At 56.3% G+C, this 18,666-nt stretch carries 20 protein-coding genes; 16 read left to right on the top strand and 4 right to left on the bottom strand.

Annotated features, from left to right (window positions below; all coding sequences use genetic code 11):
* The first annotated feature begins 42 nt into the window (after positions 1–42).
* On the top strand, positions 43–381 hold the full coding sequence (locus tag ACIOWA_RS07820) for an FKBP-type peptidyl-prolyl cis-trans isomerase (protein ID WP_221733630.1): 339 nt from the start codon (positions 43–45) through the stop codon (positions 379–381).
* 181 nt (positions 382–562) lie between these two features.
* Here the strand turns inward: ACIOWA_RS07820 and ACIOWA_RS07825 are convergent, their stop codons facing one another.
* The 3 genes from ACIOWA_RS07825 to ACIOWA_RS07835 form a co-directional block, all read right to left on the bottom strand.
* Entirely contained in the window at positions 563–856 is a 294-nt protein-coding gene (locus ACIOWA_RS07825) for a hypothetical protein (RefSeq protein ID WP_401159128.1), read from the bottom strand.
* Between the two features lie 140 nt (positions 857–996).
* On the bottom strand, positions 997–1,566 hold the full coding sequence (locus ACIOWA_RS07830) for a LemA family protein (protein ID WP_401159130.1): 570 nt from the start codon (positions 1,564–1,566) through the stop codon (positions 997–999).
* A gap of 3 nt (positions 1,567–1,569) precedes the next feature.
* The gene (locus tag ACIOWA_RS07835) at positions 1,570–2,673 is read right to left on the bottom strand and encodes a hypothetical protein (RefSeq protein ID WP_401159132.1); all 1,104 of its coding nucleotides are present in this window, start codon (positions 2,671–2,673) and stop codon (positions 1,570–1,572) included.
* Between the two features lie 636 nt (positions 2,674–3,309).
* On the opposite strand from ACIOWA_RS07835, the gene ACIOWA_RS07840 reads away from it, so the two are divergent.
* The 7 genes from ACIOWA_RS07840 (at position 3,310) to ACIOWA_RS07870 (ending at position 8,308) form a co-directional block, all read left to right on the top strand.
* Positions 3,310–4,275 (top strand): hypothetical protein, encoded by a 966-nt coding sequence (locus tag ACIOWA_RS07840; RefSeq protein ID WP_401159134.1) that lies wholly within the window; start codon positions 3,310–3,312, stop codon positions 4,273–4,275.
* A gap of 2 nt (positions 4,276–4,277) precedes the next feature.
* The gene (locus tag ACIOWA_RS07845) at positions 4,278–4,910 is read left to right on the top strand and encodes a DUF2997 domain-containing protein (protein ID WP_401159136.1); all 633 of its coding nucleotides are present in this window, start codon (positions 4,278–4,280) and stop codon (positions 4,908–4,910) included.
* On the top strand, positions 4,911–5,432 hold the full coding sequence (locus ACIOWA_RS07850) for a 4Fe-4S single cluster domain-containing protein (protein ID WP_401159138.1): 522 nt from the start codon (positions 4,911–4,913) through the stop codon (positions 5,430–5,432). It begins immediately after the preceding gene.
* Between the two features lie 27 nt (positions 5,433–5,459).
* A complete protein-coding gene (locus ACIOWA_RS07855) occupies positions 5,460–7,070 on the top strand; it encodes an AAA family ATPase (RefSeq protein ID WP_401159140.1) in 1,611 nt (536 codons plus the stop codon).
* Between the two features lie 87 nt (positions 7,071–7,157).
* A complete protein-coding gene (locus tag ACIOWA_RS07860) occupies positions 7,158–7,484 on the top strand; it encodes a hypothetical protein (protein ID WP_339495256.1) in 327 nt (108 codons plus the stop codon).
* The gene (locus ACIOWA_RS07865) at positions 7,484–7,864 is read left to right on the top strand and encodes a hypothetical protein (RefSeq protein WP_339495258.1); all 381 of its coding nucleotides are present in this window, start codon (positions 7,484–7,486) and stop codon (positions 7,862–7,864) included. Before ACIOWA_RS07860 ends, ACIOWA_RS07865 begins: the two co-directional genes overlap by 1 nt.
* 54 nt (positions 7,865–7,918) lie before the next feature.
* Complete coding sequence (locus tag ACIOWA_RS07870; protein WP_401159142.1) at positions 7,919–8,308, top strand: hypothetical protein; 390 nt, start codon at positions 7,919–7,921, stop codon at positions 8,306–8,308.
* A 60-nt stretch (positions 8,309–8,368) separates the two neighbouring features.
* On the opposite strand, the gene gspI is transcribed toward ACIOWA_RS07870, so the two are convergent.
* Entirely contained in the window at positions 8,369–8,755 is a 387-nt protein-coding gene (gene gspI / locus ACIOWA_RS07875) for a type II secretion system minor pseudopilin GspI (protein WP_401159144.1), read from the bottom strand.
* A 148-nt stretch (positions 8,756–8,903) separates the two neighbouring features.
* Here gspI and gspG point away from each other — a divergent pair, with 148 nt between their 5' ends.
* The 8 genes from gspG (at position 8,904) to ACIOWA_RS07915 (ending at position 18,586) form a co-directional block, all read left to right on the top strand.
* Positions 8,904–9,362: a type II secretion system major pseudopilin GspG gene (gspG, locus tag ACIOWA_RS07880; RefSeq protein WP_401159146.1), complete on the top strand. Its 459-nt coding sequence runs from the start codon at positions 8,904–8,906 to the stop codon at positions 9,360–9,362.
* Positions 9,363–9,370: 8 nt separating this feature from the next.
* Positions 9,371–10,327 (top strand): type II secretion system minor pseudopilin GspK, encoded by a 957-nt coding sequence (gene gspK / locus ACIOWA_RS07885; protein ID WP_401159148.1) that lies wholly within the window; start codon positions 9,371–9,373, stop codon positions 10,325–10,327.
* Positions 10,324–11,502, top strand: a complete 1,179-nt coding sequence (gspL, locus tag ACIOWA_RS07890; protein WP_401159150.1) for a type II secretion system protein GspL — start codon at positions 10,324–10,326, stop codon at positions 11,500–11,502. The genes gspK and gspL overlap by 4 nt, the downstream gene beginning before the upstream one ends.
* Positions 11,495–12,043, top strand: a complete 549-nt coding sequence (gene gspM, locus ACIOWA_RS07895) for a type II secretion system protein GspM (protein ID WP_401159151.1) — start codon at positions 11,495–11,497, stop codon at positions 12,041–12,043. The genes gspL and gspM overlap by 8 nt, the downstream gene beginning before the upstream one ends.
* Positions 12,040–14,400, top strand: a complete 2,361-nt coding sequence (gene gspD, locus ACIOWA_RS07900; RefSeq protein WP_401159153.1) for a type II secretion system secretin GspD — start codon at positions 12,040–12,042, stop codon at positions 14,398–14,400. The genes gspM and gspD overlap by 4 nt, the downstream gene beginning before the upstream one ends.
* Positions 14,397–15,803: a type II secretion system ATPase GspE gene (gene gspE, locus ACIOWA_RS07905; RefSeq protein ID WP_339432894.1), complete on the top strand. Its 1,407-nt coding sequence runs from the start codon at positions 14,397–14,399 to the stop codon at positions 15,801–15,803. The genes gspD and gspE overlap by 4 nt, the downstream gene beginning before the upstream one ends.
* Positions 15,803–17,014, top strand: coding sequence for a type II secretion system inner membrane protein GspF (gene gspF, locus ACIOWA_RS07910; protein ID WP_401159155.1), 1,212 nt, complete (start codon positions 15,803–15,805; stop codon positions 17,012–17,014). The genes gspE and gspF overlap by 1 nt, the downstream gene beginning before the upstream one ends.
* A 459-nt stretch (positions 17,015–17,473) precedes the next feature.
* Complete coding sequence (locus ACIOWA_RS07915) at positions 17,474–18,586, top strand: substrate-binding domain-containing protein (protein WP_339432896.1); 1,113 nt, start codon at positions 17,474–17,476, stop codon at positions 18,584–18,586.
* Positions 18,587–18,666: the final 80 nt, after the last annotated feature.

Consider the following 18,666-nt stretch of genomic DNA (forward strand, 5'->3'; position numbering starts at 1 on the left):
TTCTGGGAAAACGGCGGCCAGTTGAACAATAGAGTGAATGTCATGAATGATGAACTGCAGGTCATCGATCTTCAGGTAGGCGAGGGCAAAGCCGCCGTCAAAGGCGCGCTGATCACTACCCAATACACCGGCTGGCTGGAAGACGGCACGGAGTTCGATTCGTCCCACACCCGGGGCAAACCTTTTCAGTGCGTGATCGGCACTGGCCGGGTGATCAAGGGTTGGGATCAAGGACTGATGGGCATGCAGGTCGGTGGTAAACGCAAACTGCTGGTGCCGGCGCATTTGGGGTACGGCGAGCGGACGATGGGCAAGATCCCGCCGCATTCGAATCTGGTGTTTGAGATCGAGTTGCTGGAGGTTTTGACGCGGGAGGATTGAGGCTGGCGGGCGCGGGATGTGAACGAGTTGGATGAAGGCCACGCTTCATCCAAATGATTCCAGTCTGCGATTTTGTGGATCAGGTGAATACTTCAATATCGGGACATTCACGGGGCCATCACGTGACCGTCATGTCATTGAATTGCTCGCCGATGGTATCGACGCGTAGGCAAGTTCCTTTCTACGAGTAGTACAAGACGCAACGCGAGCTATCAAACGAGCAGGTATCCAGTTCGAAGAACTTGCGTGCAGCCAGCTCCCGCTCTACGCCACTGTATTCATCGCCGTCGGTGGCATGCATCCGCGTCGGCTTCCATCCTTGTTTGACTAGCTTGGACTTGGCCGCAGCCAGACGCTCACCGACGACGATGCCTGCTGGCCCGTGTTTGTCGCTTATCGCCTGTGAGCCGTCGGCAAATGCTGTGCTGATGCCCATGCAATAAAGTGCGGCAAGTACGAGGATTGAAGACTTCATTTGACAGTCGCTCCAGCCGGGGCTGTCTACTTTGTTGCTGCTTTCGGCATCGCGCCTGGAAAATCAGCCGCGGATCTATTCAAGCAGGCAGGTGATCGACCATCACCCTCACGGGTGATGGGTTCGATGCATGACGCGGTTTAGATATTCGGGGTGTAAGAGAAACTTTGCGAAGCTTCGGTATCGGAGAACGGCGTCACACGCGTTTTCTTGTTGAACAGGCCATTGACGAGCGAGCCTGGGAACATTTCGATGGAGTTGTTGAACAGTTCGACGTTGCGGTTGTAAATGGTGATGGCCGCGCCGACGTTTTCTTGTTGTTCGGCGACTTCACGCATCATGTTGTTCGCCGCTTCGGATGCTTTCAGATCAGGGTAAGCCTCAAAGGTAACGCGCAAGCCCCCCATCAGCTCCCTCGAGGCGGTTTCAACTTTCGTGAGGGCGTTGCCGTCCGCTCCAGCAGGAAGGGCATTGACCGCGCTGCGAAGGCCGGCGATTTTTTCGAGGAGGCTGGACTCAAAGACCATGAAGTCTGAGAGCACTTTTTGAAGCTGATCGAGCACCTTGGTCTTCTGGCGTTCGTAAACGAGCACATCTGACCAGGCACGTTGTACTCGGTTGTGTCCCCCAATAATGCCGTTGTAGAGGCTGAAGCCCGCTACGATGATGACGACAGCGATAACAGCGGAAAGGATGAGTGCAATGTCCATGGCTTACTTCTCTTGGCGGCTTGTTAGGGGATAGGAGGCAAAGTTGTCATCGTGCAGCTCGCTGAGTGCATGGCTCCATTGGAGCGCCGACATCAAGCGCGGCAGTTCGATACCGGCAGAAATTTCTGCGTAAAACTCGTTGGGTGATGCCAGCGAATACTCGGTACCGAACGCGAGCAGGTCTTTGCTGGCGAAGCTGAGGCAGAGCTTTCCACTGTCGGCGAACTCCAGGTTCGGACGATGGAGGATGTCGAACAGCTTCAGCAAGTGGAGCACCGTCGAAGGCTTGATGAATTTCGCACAGAGTATCTCGCTGCGACCGGTCAAACGGAACGCTTTATTGAAATCCGGAGAAGCCGTGTCCATGGGGCACGGATAGTCGTTCTCCGATTGGTCATCAGATCTAACCGATATCCCGCTGACCCATGGAAAGTCGATGACAAGGCTGTACCGGTCGTAGTGGTCGTAAACCACTCGAGTCTCCGTTTTGGTTTTTCCATCTTTGTCGGTCACCGTGGTGTGCACTGTTCGCCTGTTAACGTAGTGCAACTGGCGATAGTGGTAAGGGAGGTTGCGCTGCGTGCCGGGAAATACACCCTGTATCGACTCGACCAACTCGCGGCTGTAGTTGCCCCGGCGGTAATCACCAAATTCCGTGTCCAGCTTCTTGAGGGTCGTGGCCGAGTCTTCTTTCAGGAAAGTCAGTCCGTTGTGGAAGTAGGATGACAGTCGAGCAATTCTTTTACTGAGCGACGGCAACCGATTAGATTTGGATTTCATCCATGTCAGACTCCCAGCGGCAATGACGATGCCAAGAAAACCAGTGCCCATGCCGAACGAGTCGGGATCAATTTCCAATCGATAAAAGAACAGAGCGACGCTAGAGATGTTCCCAATCCAATAAAGGGCCACAGCACTCGCAAGCAATAACAGGCCAGTGACGAAAAACCACCATGCGCGGGTGCGATCGAATTCGAGCGGGCCATCGTACGAGGCGAACTCATGGATCACCTTCAATAAGTCGGTGTTGGACTCAGTCTTGTCGATACTGGCTTCGCTCACGGCCAGCAATTTATTTAACCTCGCGTTCTGCGATGAGTTGGTCATGTCAGGTATCCATTGATTCAGGGATGCCTGGTGCGGGAGCAACGGCCCGGATCGAGGATTTGGCTCTATTCATAATCTGTCAGGAATTTTGAAAAGGAGTGGACGATACCATTGTCACGCAATGACCGTTTTTGGTGCAGGGTGTGTAAAAAAGCGCTCCAGTTTAACCAAGTTGAGTTCGCCGACAAAACGTCGAATCGCTCCCTCACGGCTCTTTAGGACTGACTGGGTTTTTCAGGGTTCTCACCGATAGTGTTCCCCGTTCAATTTCATAAATTGGAGGTTTTTATTGAAGTCCGATCCTGGCGTTCACAAACGAGTGCTTGGCGCCTTGCCGGAGCTACCGCTCGATTGTAGGGTACACAGCCGTTACGATCTGCAGGGGAGTCAACTACCCGTGACGCTCTCTATTGGCAATTCCAAAGCATTTTGGATCGACTGGCCACTTTCAAAATCGGCAGTGGTTGAAGTTAGCTCGAACCGTATGGCTACTTCAGACCATCCCTAGTGCGTGATAAATCAAAGGTCGTCATGTAGCATAGACCCATCAGCAGTTCTACAGTCATCCCGTCACTACGCGCTACTGAATCAACTCTAGAAGGTTTGTGAATGATAAGAACTATCCCGGTGTGGAAAATGATGATGATCGCCAAAGGTAAGATATTGGGACTTTTAATCCTGGTAAGCATACCTGTTTTTATCTTTGGCGGTGCGAGGGTACTTCTTGAAGGGTTGCAGAATGGGCAAATTCGCCAGGCTGCAATGGGGTTTATCACTCTGATTTTTTTTGGTGTGGGTGCTCTGCTATTTGCACCTTCAAAAAAATATATCCCCGGTAAAACATTTCAGGCTTATAGAAATAAAAAATTCAATACAAGGGCGGGTATAAACTACGGTTATGCCTTCATTATTCTGTCGGGGGTAATTATTGCAGTTCTTGCACCGGAAACGGCGATGACAACACTGTACTATGGTTTAGGTGGCATTGTTTGTCTTTATTTTTATTCAAAAACATTAAAATTTCATGAAGATATCGATTTTTCGACAAATGAATATTTGGAAACCGCTCTGGGATTTCCTGCCGGGGAGAAAATTCTGGTCAGCTACCAGAATTTTGATGCCGGTGAGATTAAAAATGGTTGCAATGCTTTTGCCGCAACAGGAACCAAGTTAATTGTTGCGTCGTTTGACGGGAGTGTTTGGAGAAAGCTGTCACGGGACCTGAATCAGATCTCGCGCATTGGCATCGCCGGCGATGCATCCCAAAATCATTTTGTTAAATTGCAATTCAATGATGGAGCCGATGCTTTGTTGCGCATTGAACTATATGAAAAGCTCACATCAAATCCAACCCTGATAATAAGACGGCTGTTAGAAGCGATTGATGCAAGTCTTCTGAGCGATAGTGGTGCATCACAGGCAGTACAAAGACGTCGAGTGGTTGTCAACTCCGAAACTCCAACCCCGGCTTTAAAAAATGTTGCGCCTGAAGCGACGCTTGTACCCATGGCGCCTCTGCGTAACATCGAGGTTGCCCCTGATGTGTTAATTGCTATCCAGGCCGCCGAAGAAGTTGTTCCCGGTCGCAGGCTGGAGCTTTAATAATGTCGCATTGTACAAAGTTTGAATTTTCTTATGTTAATGAAGAAGCTATTGCCAAAGCTTTCGGCAAGATTGGCCTTAGCCCGACGACGAGTCTGGTTTCCACGTTTGCCAGCGATTTCAGTAAAAAAGTGTTGAGCAAGTTAGGCTATTTCGGCACGCAGCAATACAGGGCTATTTGTGGCCAAGCCGCTGATGGATTCAATCTATTTGTTTGCCAAATTGAGGCGGGCTCATACAAACTCCTCATCGAACGGGAAAATATTTCAGTCAGCGATGAAGCGTTAATGGATGATTTGGCTTTAAGCTTTCAGAAAGCATACATCAGCGTAGCCATCGATGAAACCATCAAGCGCATAGAAGCATCAGGGGTTCCAGCAAGGGTGAAAGAAACGCTTCAAGGGTTCGAGATTGAATTTGGACCTCGCTATGAATACGGTATTCATGTCACTTTTACGGGCGATGCAATTACAGAGGAAGTGCATGGCGTGAAAGGCGATATTTGCACAAAACTTACTGAAGAGCTTGAGGCTCTACTTTCTAGCCCTATGGCGGAGCTTGTAACAGAGTGGAAGCCGGAGTATACCGTAGTTCATGAAGAGCAAACCCTTCAAATTCTCAGTGCGAACTTCTAAATGGAAATCAATTTACACCATATGGAGTTAAGCAGCGTTAACGGCCCTGGATTACGCTTGACATTATGGGTGCAGGGTTGTGTGCTGAATTGTAAGGGATGTTTCAACCAGGCGACGCATGATGGCGAAGCGAATACGCTGATGTCTGTTTATGAATTGGCTCAGAAGATAAATGCAATGGACATCGCTGGGGTTACCCTCTCCGGGGGGGAGCCGCTCGACCAGGCGCCAGCCTTGGAACAATTAATACACGCCGTCAATGGCGAGAAAAACTGGATACTCTATACAGGCTATACGCCAAAAGAGATATTCCAGAATGAAGGCATGATTCGAGTTGTTAAAGCCGTAGACTTGACGCTGGCAGGTCGGTATCGGCATAACGCTAAACATCCCTATCAGCACAAGCAAATTATCAAAACCAGTGACAGAGTCGATATTGACTTTTTTCGTACTGGAAGAGTTGTCGAGTTTATTATTTCAAATTCTGGCGTTACCAAAACCGGCCTTCCGATGCATGTATAACTCAGTTCAAGCGCAGGGATAATAAGCATGAGCCGTACCAAGCAGATAACAGATTACCTGAAAGCGCGTTATGCGATTTTGGTCATTGAAACTTTTGAGGAAGAGCGTGCACTCAATGAGATTTCTGAAATCGCCAAGGCGCTCAGCCATCGTTTGTTCGTTTGGAACTCGACGCTAGGCGTCCAGATAAATGGCGTCGTGGCTGGGGATAAAACCTTTGATTTGAAAGTGGCCTTGGATTTTTGCGAAGAAAAGGCGAAGGAGGAGGGCAGCAAAAACATTTTTGTTTTTTGTGATGCTCATAGCTACCTTGCCTCAAGCTCAAATCCTGTCTACCGCCGTCGACTTCGAGATTTAGCCATCAATATCCGTTCACGTGGTTATCGAAGCAACTGCATTGTCGTGGCGCCCAGCTTTGAAGTTGCTAATGATCTTCAAAAGGAAATCACGTTAATTGATTTTCCACTGCCATCAAGAGAAGAAGTTAAAAATCAGATAAATAACTTTGTTAATTCATGGCAGGGCAACGGCAGTGTTAAGATTGATCTTTCTAGTGAGGCCAAAGATAAACTTATTGATGCCGCTTTGGGTCTCACGGGATTGGAAATTGACAATAGCTTGTCTCGTTCATTGGTATCCAGCCTGAGTATAAATGAAAACACCGTAAAGGATCTGCTTTCCGAGAAAAAACAAATTATACGGAAAACAGGTATTTTGGAATATATTGACTCAAAGGTAAGTCTTGAAGATGTTGGAGGGCTGGCAACTCTTAAAAAATGGCTCCATTTGCGTAGCCAGTGTTTTGGGCAGTTGGCTCAGGAGTTTGGTGTCAGAACCCCGAAGGGTTTGCTCTTAACGGGAGTTCCTGGTTGCGGCAAGTCGCTAACGGCGAAATGCATATCGTCGTCATGGAACATGCCCTTATTGCGTTTGGATATGGGAAAAATCTTCCAAGGGGTGGTCGGCTCTTCAGAATCCAATATTCGTTCCGCACTACGTACTGCCGAAGCTATCTCGCCCTGCATCCTATGGATCGATGAAATTGAAAAAGGACTTTCTGGCTCTTCCGGAGGGGCATCTGATGGTGGCACTGCTACACGCGTATTCGGCACGCTGTTGACTTGGATGCAAGAAAAAACGGCACCTGTTTTTGTGTTTGCTACCGCTAACAATATCAACAGCTTACCGCCGGAGTTGTTGAGGAAGGGGCGATTCGACGAAATATTTTTCGTTGACTTCCCGTCGACATCGGAAAGAAAGAAGATTCTTGAAATACATCTGAAAAAATTGAAGCGTGATCCAGAAAAATTCGATTTGGATCGATTGTCTGCTCTAGGCGGCGAGTCGAATTTTGGTAAAGACATTGTGCTTTCTGGTGCTGAAATCGAAGCTTGGGTTGGGGACTCGCTGATTGAAGCGTTCTCACGGCGGATGAATGGCGCTGGTGATTTAAGCGACCTGACGATGGTGGATTTTGAAACGACTATTTCGCGTTTTGTACCCATGAGCAAAATGCGTAAAGACGAGTTCACGAAACTTCGTAATTGGGCGAATCAAAATGCAATTAGCGCTTCGGCTATGGTTGCCGGTCAGAATGATACGGAAATTCAAATCGGCGGTAGGCAAATTGATTTTTAATTTGCGGTGATTTAGCAGCCTAACCGCTTAATCCGACTGCCCGGATATGCAACTAACATTGCGGGCGTTGCCAGAGCAGCGAAGTTCATGAAGGGCGGTGGCTATCTCGGCATTGGTCTACAACTGGGCGCATCCAGCTCAAAAATCCACGAGGTCTGCGCGTCCGACCGCGAGGCGGAATGCAGGCAAGTGAGGTTTGTAGGGGGAGGGAAAATGGTCGGCGGTACCGCTGGAGCTCTTGCTGGTGGATATATCGGAGGGAAAGCAGGTTTGGCGGTCTGCGCGAAATTGAAAGGAATGGGAAAACTTGTGTGTGTGCTTGTGGTCGGTGCGGCAGGGTCCGTGGAGACAGGAACAAAGATGACGGAGCTAGGAGAGGTATTGGGGCAGGAAATCCATGAGTATTCCGAATAATGGAAATCACCAGCACAGTATTTGCCTGGGCATGTGGGGCGCAGATCGTGATGGGCGTAATCAACTGCGCGATGATTTTCTACGCCGTTTATACAAAACTCGATGCTCTGGAAAAACACTTTGATGAGTGGCTGTACCTATCCATGGACTGTGGTTCATCAGGGGGAAGTTTTTACTCGAGAACTCAGCGGATGACCGCAGTAAGCCGGTTGATAACGTCCAAGAGTATCCAACGGCAGGAACCCTTGCTGATCGACGCCGTTCAACGCCTTCCCAGAGGACTCAAGTTCTGGGCAACGTGCCCATTTCATGTCGGCTATTTCGTGTGCGGCGGGACGTCACTGCTTTGGCTGTATGGGAAATACGGAGGTTTTTTGTAATGGGGCAGAAAGAAAATCAGTCCTTCGGTGAGGTCGTTTACGAAGACTCTCCCCATGACTGAAATCAAACTTCTGTTCGCCGCCACTGGCATTGCGTTACTGGTGCTGATCATCTCCAACGTTCTGGTGATGATCTATGTCGGGTATTTCAAGCTTTCCGAAATTGAGTCGCACCTTGAAAATTGCTATCTGCTCCACAACTGCCTGCAGAAGGGCCGTTCCGGTTTTTGGGCGCGCAGCTACAGGCTCAATCTGATCACTGCTTTGCTTCGTAAACGTCCTTCGCGCCTGTTGCTGGATAATCCGAGCGCCCTCGAGGATGTCCGGAGCCTTCCGCTGAATTTGCGGCGGTGGGTCGAAATTCCATATCGATTGAATGCATTTTCTCTGCTGGGAATTCTGGCTTTGTATGGTTGGGCGGAATATTTAGAACTGTTCGAGTAAGCACCATTCAGAAACCAGTCGTCTATCCGAGGGCTTTAGTGGTTCAACGTTTCGGGCGGGCTAGGGCGAGGCGCTTTCCGGGCGGCTTAGCAACGTCTCAAGCCTGGCCAACGGCGGCGCATCCTGGTTGCGGTCGAATACCTGAATTCCGATCTTCAGTAACCGACCATTCTCTGCCGCTGCGATCACCTGTTCACAGCGCAGCAATAGCCGGCCCTGATCGCAGTCCTGAGCCTTCATCCCCATCGGCAATCGCCCCTCAAGCCGCAACTCCGCCATCCGACTCTGCGCCGCAATCATCGCCACCGACCGATCCCTTAAAACCCCGCTACTCTGCGTCATCAACCCCGCCACGCGCGCAGCCGCTGACATCGCCACGGCAATAATCGCCAGCGCCACCAGCACTTCAATCAGGGTGAACCCCGCTTCTTGCGAACGCGCACGCATAAATGGCCCAAAACCAAAGCACAGCCCTCGACGCTAACCCCCGTCCTTGACGGCTTGACGACGAAAACTCCCGAGGTTTTTCAACATCCCTGACATATCTTCTTGCAACACTGCGCGTCGAATCGAATCAAGCCAAAGGAATGTCGAGATGGATATCGCACCGTGCACACCGCCTGAGCATTCGCCGCGCAAGCCCCGTGGGCAGCAGGGTTTCACTCTGATCGAGATCATGGTGGTGGTGGTGATTTTGGGGATTCTGGCGGCGATGGTGGTGCCTAAAGTGCTCGACCGTCCGGATCAGGCGCGGGCGACGGCGGCGAAGCAGGACATTGGCGGGTTGATGCAGGCCTTGAAGCTGTATCGCCTTGATCACGGCACTTACCCGAGCATGAATCAGGGTTTGAAAGTGCTGGTAGAGCGCCCGGCGGATGCGAAGAACAGCAACTGGCGTTCGTACCTGGAGCGTTTGCCGAATGATCCGTGGGGCCGTCCTTATCAGTACCTCAATCCGGGTGCCAACGGCGAGATCGACATTTTCTCGCTCGGTGCCGACGGTCAGCCGGACGGCGACGGCGTCAATGCCGATATCGGTTCCTGGCAGCTTTAAGGCCGGCCATGAACAGACGTTCGCCTAATGGGGCGAAGCAACAGGGCATGGCGATCATCAGCGCGTTGCTGATTGCCGCCGTGGTGGCGGTGATTGCGGCGGGCATGTTGACGCGCCAGAGCGTTGCCACCCGTGCGCTGGAGGCCGATCAGCAGCGGGTGCAGGGGCGCTGGATGGTGCAGGGCGGCGTGGAGATCAGCCGCCAAATTCTTTGGGATGCCCGCCAGCGCGATCCGTTGACCCGGCTCGATCAGCCGTGGGCACAGCGCTTGGTGGCGCAGGGTTTCGAGGGGCGACTGGAAGACGAACAAGGCAAGTTCAACCTGCGCAATCTGGTGGCCAACGAACGTGTCGATGAGGCGCAGGTGCAGGCGTTTGAGCGTTTGTGCGAGTTGATCGGGGTCAGTGCCGCTTTGAATCAGCGTATCCGTCAGCGGGTGATCGAGTCGTACCCGCGCCTGTTGAATGTGCAGATTGCCGAGAACAACAACGGCTTCGATAGCGGTCGCGCCACATCGCCTAACGCCTCGCGCAAACCACAAAATCCGACGCTGCCGATGCTGCGCAGCATCGATGATTTGCGCAGTGTTGACGGTGTGAATGACGCGTTGATTGGCAAACTGGCGCCGTACATGACGGTGATTCCCGCGACCACCTGGATCAACGGCAATACCGCCACTGCACCGGTGCTGGCGGCGTATGTGCCGGGGCTGTCGCTGGCGCGCGCGCAGGCGTTGATCAATGAGCGTGACGCCGGACGCTGGTTCATCAACCGGGGCGACTTCGTTAACCGCTTGCGCATGCCGAATCTGGAAGTCAGCAGCGTCAAGGTCGGCATCACCAGCGACTGGTTTCGCCTGCGCGGTGAAGCGCGACGCGAGCGGCGCCGGGTCAGCCTTGATGCGTTGTTGCATCGTAGCCAGGACCGTTTGCCGCAGGTGATCTGGTCGCGGGTGGGCGTATGACTCAGTTAAGGGTTGCGCTGCCGCCATTGGCGGAACTGGACTTGGACAGCACGCTGAATTGCGCATGGCTGGATCGTCAGGGCCAGGTCAGCCGTGAAGACTGGCTGACGTTGGCGCAGTTGATTCAGCTGCCGAAACTGCCGCCACTGCTGTGTTTTCTGCACCCGGGGGACAGTCTGTTGGCGAGTATCGATCTGCCGCCGCTGCCCGCAAACAAGACCGCAGCGGCGGTGCAGTGCGCGGCGCAGGCGCTGATGCTCGGCGACAGCAGCGAAATGCACATCGCCCACAGTCCGCGTGACGAGGCGGGGCGGTTGCAAATCGCGTGGGCGTCGCGTCAACGCCTGCTGCACCTTGCGCATCTCCTCAAGCATTCCGGCCTGAACCTGCGCGGTCTGTACCCGGCGGTCTACAGCTTGCCGGTGCTGCCGGGCCTTGTCGCGTACGTGCAGGACGGCCATCTGTTGCTGCGCGAAAGTCTGCAATCGGCACGGGTGCAACCGTTGTTTGATGAAGGCGTCGACAACTCGCTGTGGGAGCCGGGCGTTACGCTGCACTGGATCGGCGCTGCGCCGCCACCCGGTGCCGAACTGCCCATGAGCGAAGCCCAGCGCTGGACCGGGCCGGTACCGGGGTGGGGCTTGCACGGCGCGGTGCAACAACAAAGCCATGAACATCGCGGCTGGGGGCGGGCGATTGGTTTTTGCGCGTTGGCCGTGGCGGTGTGGGTAATCGGATTGAACCTCTATGCCGCCCGCGAAGCGAGCCAGGGCCAGCAACTCAAGGCACAAATGAGTCAGCGGGTAAAACAGGCTTTCCCGCAGTTACCGGTGATCCTCAATCCGCTGCAACAGGCTCGTCAGCAATTGGCGGCGCGGCGCAAAGGCGTGGCGGATGATCCGGCGCAAATCTTCAATCGCCTGGTGCTGCAGGCCGGCACTGGCATGCCGTTCATGGCCGGCAGCGTCGAGCGTCTGGCCTATGTCGACGGGACGTTGCAATTGACTCTGCTGACCGACGCTCGCCGCAGCGGCAATGACAAGGATTGGCAAAGCGCCCTGGCCCAGGCCGGGACCAGCGTGACAGCCGACGACGAGGGCTGGACGTTGCGCCCGGCCGCTGAAGCCAGCACCCATGAAACCGAAGACAACAGCAGCGAGGCAGACGATGAATAAGGCTGCGTTTGTGATGTACCGCGCCCGCTGGCAGGGCTTCAATCGTCAGTTGCAGGCGCGTTGGCAGCCGTTGGCGTTGCGCGAGAAACGTATGGTCGCGGGGATGGCCATCGCGCTGTTCGGGTTGCTGGTCTGGGTGGCGCTGATTCAGCCACCGCTGAAGAAAATCGCCTATTGGCAAGCCGAAACGCCAAAACTGCGCGCCCAGACCGAGGCGCTGCAAGTGCTGCTGCGCGAGGTCAACGTGCGCCCGGACGGACAAAGCGTCGGCCAGTCACTGGAGCAAACCCTGCAGGCCAGTGGTCTGGCCGGACACTACCAATTACACGCCGCAGGCGCCGGTTCATGGCAACTGACCTTCGACGCCGCACCGGCCGACGCGGTGCTCGACTGGCTGCTGAGCCAGCCGTCGCAACGTTCTCTGCAAGTGGTCGAGGCCCGTTTGCAACGCACCGACAACACCTCGACCGAGGTTACTGCCGGCACTCTGTCAGGCACCGTTCGCATGGATCAGGCGCTGGGCGCTAAGGAAGCTTCATGAAGGGGTCAGGATCCAAACCGGCACGCATGGCATTGCCGATGCTGCTGATGGCGTTGAGCGCGTGCAGCAACACCTCTACACCGCCAAATCCGCCGCCGTTGCTGGTCGACAGCGAACTCGGCCGGCCGTTGGCCAACACTCAGCGCAGCGGTGATGCGGTGCTTGATCGCGAGCGGGCTCAGGCGCAAGTCAGGCGCGCGCCCAAGCAATTGCACAACATCACCCAGCGCGCTCGTGGTAGCGCCGCCTCACGGGGCAGCGCCGTGCCGAGCAATCCGCTGGGTGATCAACCGGTGACGCTGAATTTTGTCGAGGCCGATATTCAGGCGGTGGTGCGCGCCTTGTCACGTTCGACCGGTCAGCAGTTTCTGGTCGATCCACGGGTCAAGGGCACTCTGACGCTGGTTTCGCAAGGGCAGGTGCCGGCGCACCAGGCCTACGACATGCTGCTGTCGGCTCTGCGCATGCAAGGCTTTGCCGTGGTCGATGTCGGCGGGGTCGCCCACGTCGTGCCTGAGGCCGATGCCAAACTGCTCGGCGGGCCGATCTACAGCGCCGACAAGCCTGCCGGCAACGGCATGCTCACCCGCACGTTTCGACTGCAATACGAGAACGCGGTGAACCTGATTCCGGTGTTGCGGCCGATTGTCTCGCCGAATAATCCGATCAACGCCTATCCCGGCAACAACACCGTGGTCATCACCGATTACGCCGACAACCTGACCCGCGTCGCGCAGTTGATCGCCAGCATCGACACGCCAAGCGCCATCGACACCGACGTGGTACAGATCCAGAACGGCATCGCTGCCGACATCGCGCCGATGGTCGCTGATTTACTCGACACGCCGGGCAATGATCCGACGCAGAAAATCGCGGTGATTGGCGATCCGCGTTCGAACACCATCATCATTCGCGCCGGCAGTCCGGAGCGCACGGAACTGGCGCGTAATCTGATCTACAAACTGGATAACGCGCAGAGCAATCCGAGCAATCTGCATGTGGTGTATCTGCGCAATGCGCAGGCGTCGAAACTGGCACAGGCGTTACGTGGTTTGCTCACTGGCGAAAGCGACAGCGGCACCAGTGACAGCGCGCGTTCGGTGCTCAGTGCCATGGGCAGCAGCGGCAGTAATGGTGGTTCGAGCGCTCAGAGTGGTACGCAAACCAGCGGCACTACTTCGACCACTTCCAGCAACGGTAGCACTGGCGGCAGTTATGCCCAGGGCAGCAGCGCCACCAGCGGCAGCGCCCAAAGCACCGAACAGAACGTTGCGTTCAGCGCGGGTGGCGTGACGATTCAGGCGGACGCGACCACTAACACCTTGCTGATTTCGGCGCCGGAGCCGCTCTACCGCAACCTGCGCGAAGTCATTGATCTGCTCGACCAGCGCCGCGCGCAAGTGGTGATCGAAAGCCTGATCGTTGAAGTCGGCGAGGATGATGCCAGTGAGTTCGGCGTGCAGTGGCAGACTGGCAACCTGGGCGGCAATGGCGTGATCGGCGGGGCGAATCTCGGTGGTTCCGGGATCAACCTTAGCGGCAAGACCAGCCTTGACGTGTTGCCGCAAGGCTTGAACCTCGGTTACGTCAACGGCACCGTCGACATCCCCGGCATCGGCAAGATTCTCGATCTGAAAGTGTTGGCGCGAGCGCTGAAGAGCAAGGGCGGTACCAACGTGCTGTCGACACCGAACCTGCTGACGCTGGACAACGAAGCGGCGAGCATTTTCGTCGGCCAGACCATCCCGTTTGTCAGCGGCAGCTACGTCACTGGCGGCGGGGGCACCAGCAACAACCCGTTCCAGACCGTGACGCGTGAAGAAGTGGGGTTGAAACTCAACGTGCGCCCGCAGATTTCCGAGGGCGGTACGGTCAAACTCGACATCTATCAGGAAGTCAGCAGCATTGACGAGCGCGCGTCCAACAGCGCGAGAGCGGCGGGCATTGTCACCAACAAACGTGCGATCGACACCAGCATCCTGCTCGATGACGGACAGATCATGGTGCTCGGCGGCTTGCTGCAGGATGGCTACAGCCAGAGCAATGACGCGGTGCCGTGGCTGTCGACCATCCCCGGAATTGGCGCGCTGTTTCGCAACGAGCGCCGGGCGATCAGCAAGACCAACCTGATGGTGTTCCTGCGCCCGTACATCATTCGCGACAGCGAAGCGGGACGCAGCATCACACTGAACCGTTATGACTTCATGCGCCGCGCACAGGGCGGTTTGCAACCGGAGCGCAGTTGGGCGATGCCGGACATGCAGGCGCCGCAATTACCCACGGCGGCGCAAGGCGTTCCGGTGAGCAGGCCGACGTCGGGGCCGCGCGCCACGATTAAAGCAGTGCCTTTGCAATGAGCGTCTTGCCTTACGCCTGGGCCAAGGCTCAACGCATTCTGTTGTGTGACGGCGTGCTGACGGTGTGCCCGTCAACGCCCGGCTGGTCGATCAGCGAGGTGCGACGCCAGTTCGGCGCGGCAAAAGTTGCGCGGGTGCGCGATGACGAACTCGACGGTTTGCTCGCCGCCGCCTACGCCGACACGGGCAGCGCCGCGGCGGTGGTCGGCGCTGCTGAAAACGAAGTCGACCTTGATCGTCTGATGCAGGACATGCCGGAAATCACCGACCTGCTGGACACCCAGGACGGCGCGCCGGTGATCCGCATGATCAACGCGCTGCTCACCCAGGCCGCTCGCGATGAGGCCAGCGATATTCACATCGAACCGTTCGAAACCCATTCGGTGGTGCGCTATCGGGTCGACGGCACCCTGCGTGACGTGGTCTCGCCGCGCAAGGCGTTGCACGGTGCATTGGTGTCGCGGATCAAGATCATGGCCCAGCTCGACATCGCCGAAAAACGCCTGCCGCAGGACGGTCGTATCGCGCTGCGCGTGGCCGGGCGACCGATCGACATTCGCGTTTCAACGGTGCCCACCGGCCATGGCGAACGCGTGGTGATGCGTTTGCTCGACAAACAGGCCGGGCGTCTGCATCTGGAAACCCTCGGCATGGACGCGCAGGTGCTGGCCAAACTCGACCACCTGATCCGCCAGCCCCACGGCATCGTCCTGGTCACCGGCCCCACCGGCAGTGGCAAGACCACCAGCCTTTACGCGGCGCTGGCGCGACTCGATGCCAGCACCAGCAACATCCTCACCGTCGAAGACCCGGTGGAATACGACCTGCCGGGGATCAGCCAGATCCAGGTCAACGCCAAGATCGACATGACCTTCGCCCTCGCGCTGCGGGCAATTCTGCGCCAGGACCCGGACATCATCATGATCGGCGAGATCCGCGATCTGGAAACCGCGCAAATCGCTGTACAGGCTTCGCTGACCGGTCACCTGGTGTTGGCGACATTGCACACCAACGACGCGGTGTCGGCGGTCAACCGCTTGATCGACATGGGCGTCGAGCCGTTTCTACTGGCCTCGTCGATGCTCGGCGTGCTGGCGCAGCGCTTGGTGCGGCGCCTGTGCAATCAGTGCAAACAGGAAGACCCGGCAGCCCCCGGCACCTGGCGCCCCATCGGTTGCCCGGCGTGTAATCAAACCGGCTACAGCGGCCGCACCGGCATTCACGAATTGTTCTGCATCGACGACGACATTCGCACCTTGATTCACCAAGGGGCAGGGGAGCAAGCCTTGCGCGCTTCGGCAGCCAAGGCCGGCATGTTCAGCTTGCGCGAGGACGGTGAGCGCTGGATTCGCAGCGGAGCCACCGCCCCCGAAGAAATCCTGCGTGTGACACGGGACGCCTGATGAATCGCTATCGTTTTGAAGCCGCCGACGCCAGCGGCAAAATCGAATCCGGGCACCTGGAAGCGGACAGTCAAACCGCCGCGTTCAGTGCCTTGCGTGGGCGCGGCTTGACCGCGTTGTCGGTGCAAAAGGAAAGCAACGTCGCCCATCAGGGCGGTGGTGGATTGTTCAGTGCCAAGCTCTCGGACAACGACCTGGCCTGGGCCACCCGGCAACTGGCGAGCCTGCTCGGCGCCAGTTTGCCGCTGGAAGCGGCGTTGAGTGCCACGGTCGAGCAGGCCGAGAAAAAGCACATCGCCCACACCCTCAGCGCGGTGCGCGCCGACGTGCGCAGTGGCATGCGTCTGGCCGAATCGCTGGCGTCGCGACCACGGGATTTTCCCGAGATCTACCGGGCGCTGATCGCGGCGGGGGAGGAGTCCGGTGATCTGGCGCAGGTCATGGAGCGGCTCGCGGATTACATCGAGGAGCGCAACAATTTGCGGGGCAAGATTCTCACCGCGTTTATCTATCCGGGCGTGGTCGGGCTGGTGTCGATCGGCATTGTGATTTTCCTGCTCAGTTATGTGGTGCCGCAGGTGGTCAGTGCGTTTTCTCAGGCGCGACAGGATCTGCCGGGTTTAACCCTGGCGATGCTTAACGCGAGTGATTTCATCCGCAGTTGGGGCTGGCTGTGCGCGGGGATCATGGCCGCAAGCTTCTGGAGCTGGCGCCTGTATCTGCGCAACCCGGCGGCGCGTTTGAGTTGGCATCATCGGGTGCTGAAACTGCCGCTGATCGGGCGCTTCATCCTCGGCCTGAACACCGCCCGATTCGCCTCGACCCTGGCGATTCTCGGCGGCGCCGGGGTACCGCTGCTGCGCGCACTGGAAGCGGCGCGGCAGACCTTGTCCAACGACCGCTTGAGCCTGAGTGTCAGCGACGCCACGGCCAAGGTGCGCGAGGGCGTGAACCTCGCGGCGGCGTTGCGGGTGGAGAACGTGTTTCCGCCAGTGCTGATTCACCTGATCGCCAGCGGCGAGAAAACCGGTTCGCTGCCACCGATGCTCGAACGTGCGGCGCAGACCCTGTCCCAGGATATCGAGCGGCGGGCGATGGGCATGACCGCGCTGCTTGAGCCCTTGATGATTGTGGTGATGGGCGCGGTGGTGCTGGTGATTGTGATGGCAGTGTTGTTGCCGATCATTGAGATCAATCAGTTGGTGCAGTAGCGGGTTTTGATGGTGTCTGATCGGGCCTCTTCGCGAGCAAGCCCGCTCCCACAGGAGGAACGCATTTCAACTGTGGGAGCGGGCTTGCTCGCGAAGAGGCCAGTCAGGGCAATAAATAATCCAGATTTTTTCCCAGGACTTCAGCCTCACCCGACCGTTGACTCAACCATCCTCGGGTTCTCTTTTCTGTCATCTGCAACGACCCGACAACGGCTCCAGCCCGATTCTGCCAAAACCCTGATCCAGACATCCCGCCAGCCACTGCAAACACCCGAGAAAATCGCGCAAAAATCACCGCGCACCTCCCGAGGTTTTTTCCTCTATCTGTCACCGGAACCTGCGAATTTCTCAGTGCGACTTAATCTGGGCCAACGCCTGCGAGGGCCAGGTGAGTCTTTCAAGTGTCATGCAGCCCCCTGAAAACCTGTGTTCACACCCTAGTTGAAAAGGAGATTCTTCATGTTCAAGCGCACTCTGATCGCCGCTTCCCTGACCGTCGCCGCTCTGGCCTCCGCTCAAGCCATGGCCGTTACCGGTGGTGGCGCAACTCTGCCAGCCGCTCTGTACAAAGGTTCTGCCGACAGCATCCTGCCAGCCAACTTCAGTTACGCCGCCATCGGTAGCGGCGGTGGCAAGACGGCTTTCCTGACCAACAACCCAGCCGGTTTCGGCACCACCGGCACTGTGCACTTCGCCGGTAGCGACTCGATTCTCAGCGCTTCGGAAATCAACACCTACAACACCAACTTCGGTGCTTCGTACGGCCCGCTGATCCAACTGCCATCGGTTGCCACTTCGGTTGTCATTCCGTACAAAAAAGCCGGCCAGACTGCTCTGAACCTGACCAGTGCTCAGCTGTGCGATGCTTTCTCTGGCGCAAAAACCACTTGGGGCGCGCTGCTGGGTACTTCCGACTCCACCAAGATCCGCATTGTTTATCGCAACGTCTCCAGCGGCACTTCGGAAATCCTGACCCGCCACCTGACTTCGGTCTGCCCGGCTCAGTTCACCACCAGCACCACCTTCACCAACGCTCGTCTGCCAGCCGGTTCGACCCTGCCTTCGAACTGGGTCGGCGTCGCCAGCACTTCTGAAGTCGCCACTGCCGTGAACGCGGTTGACGGTTCCATCGGTTATGTCGGCCCGGACGGCGTTGATGCGACCAGCAACGCGGTCGTTGCTCGTGTGAACGGTGTTCAGCCGACTTCGGCTAACGTCAACCTGGCACTGGCCGCTGTTGCTGCTCCGTCTACCGCTACTCAGGCTGCCAACCCAGCCAACTGGTCGCCCGTGGTACCTAACCCTGCCGTGGGTTACAAACTGGCTGCCTACACCAACTTCATCTTCGGCCAGTGCTACAAGGATGCAGCGGTGGCCGCTGACGTCAAAGCCTTCCTGACCACTCACTACAGCAACCCGGGTAACAACACCGCGACTCAGGCTCACAAATTCGTCGCTGTGCCTAACGCCTGGAAAACCGCTGTAACCGCCAACTTCATCACCAACACGTCGGGCTACAACCTGGACATCAACAACGCCAGCGTCTGCAACGCTATCGGTCGTCCTTTGTAAGCTCAAGCTGGCGTAATCGAAATGGCGGCAACCTTCGGGTTGCCGCCATTTTTTTGCTCGAATACACCCCGAACATGAAG

The organism is Pseudomonas sp. NPDC087614 (assembly GCF_044743485.1).
GTDB classification, from domain to species: domain Bacteria; phylum Pseudomonadota; class Gammaproteobacteria; order Pseudomonadales; family Pseudomonadaceae; genus Aquipseudomonas; species Aquipseudomonas baetica_A.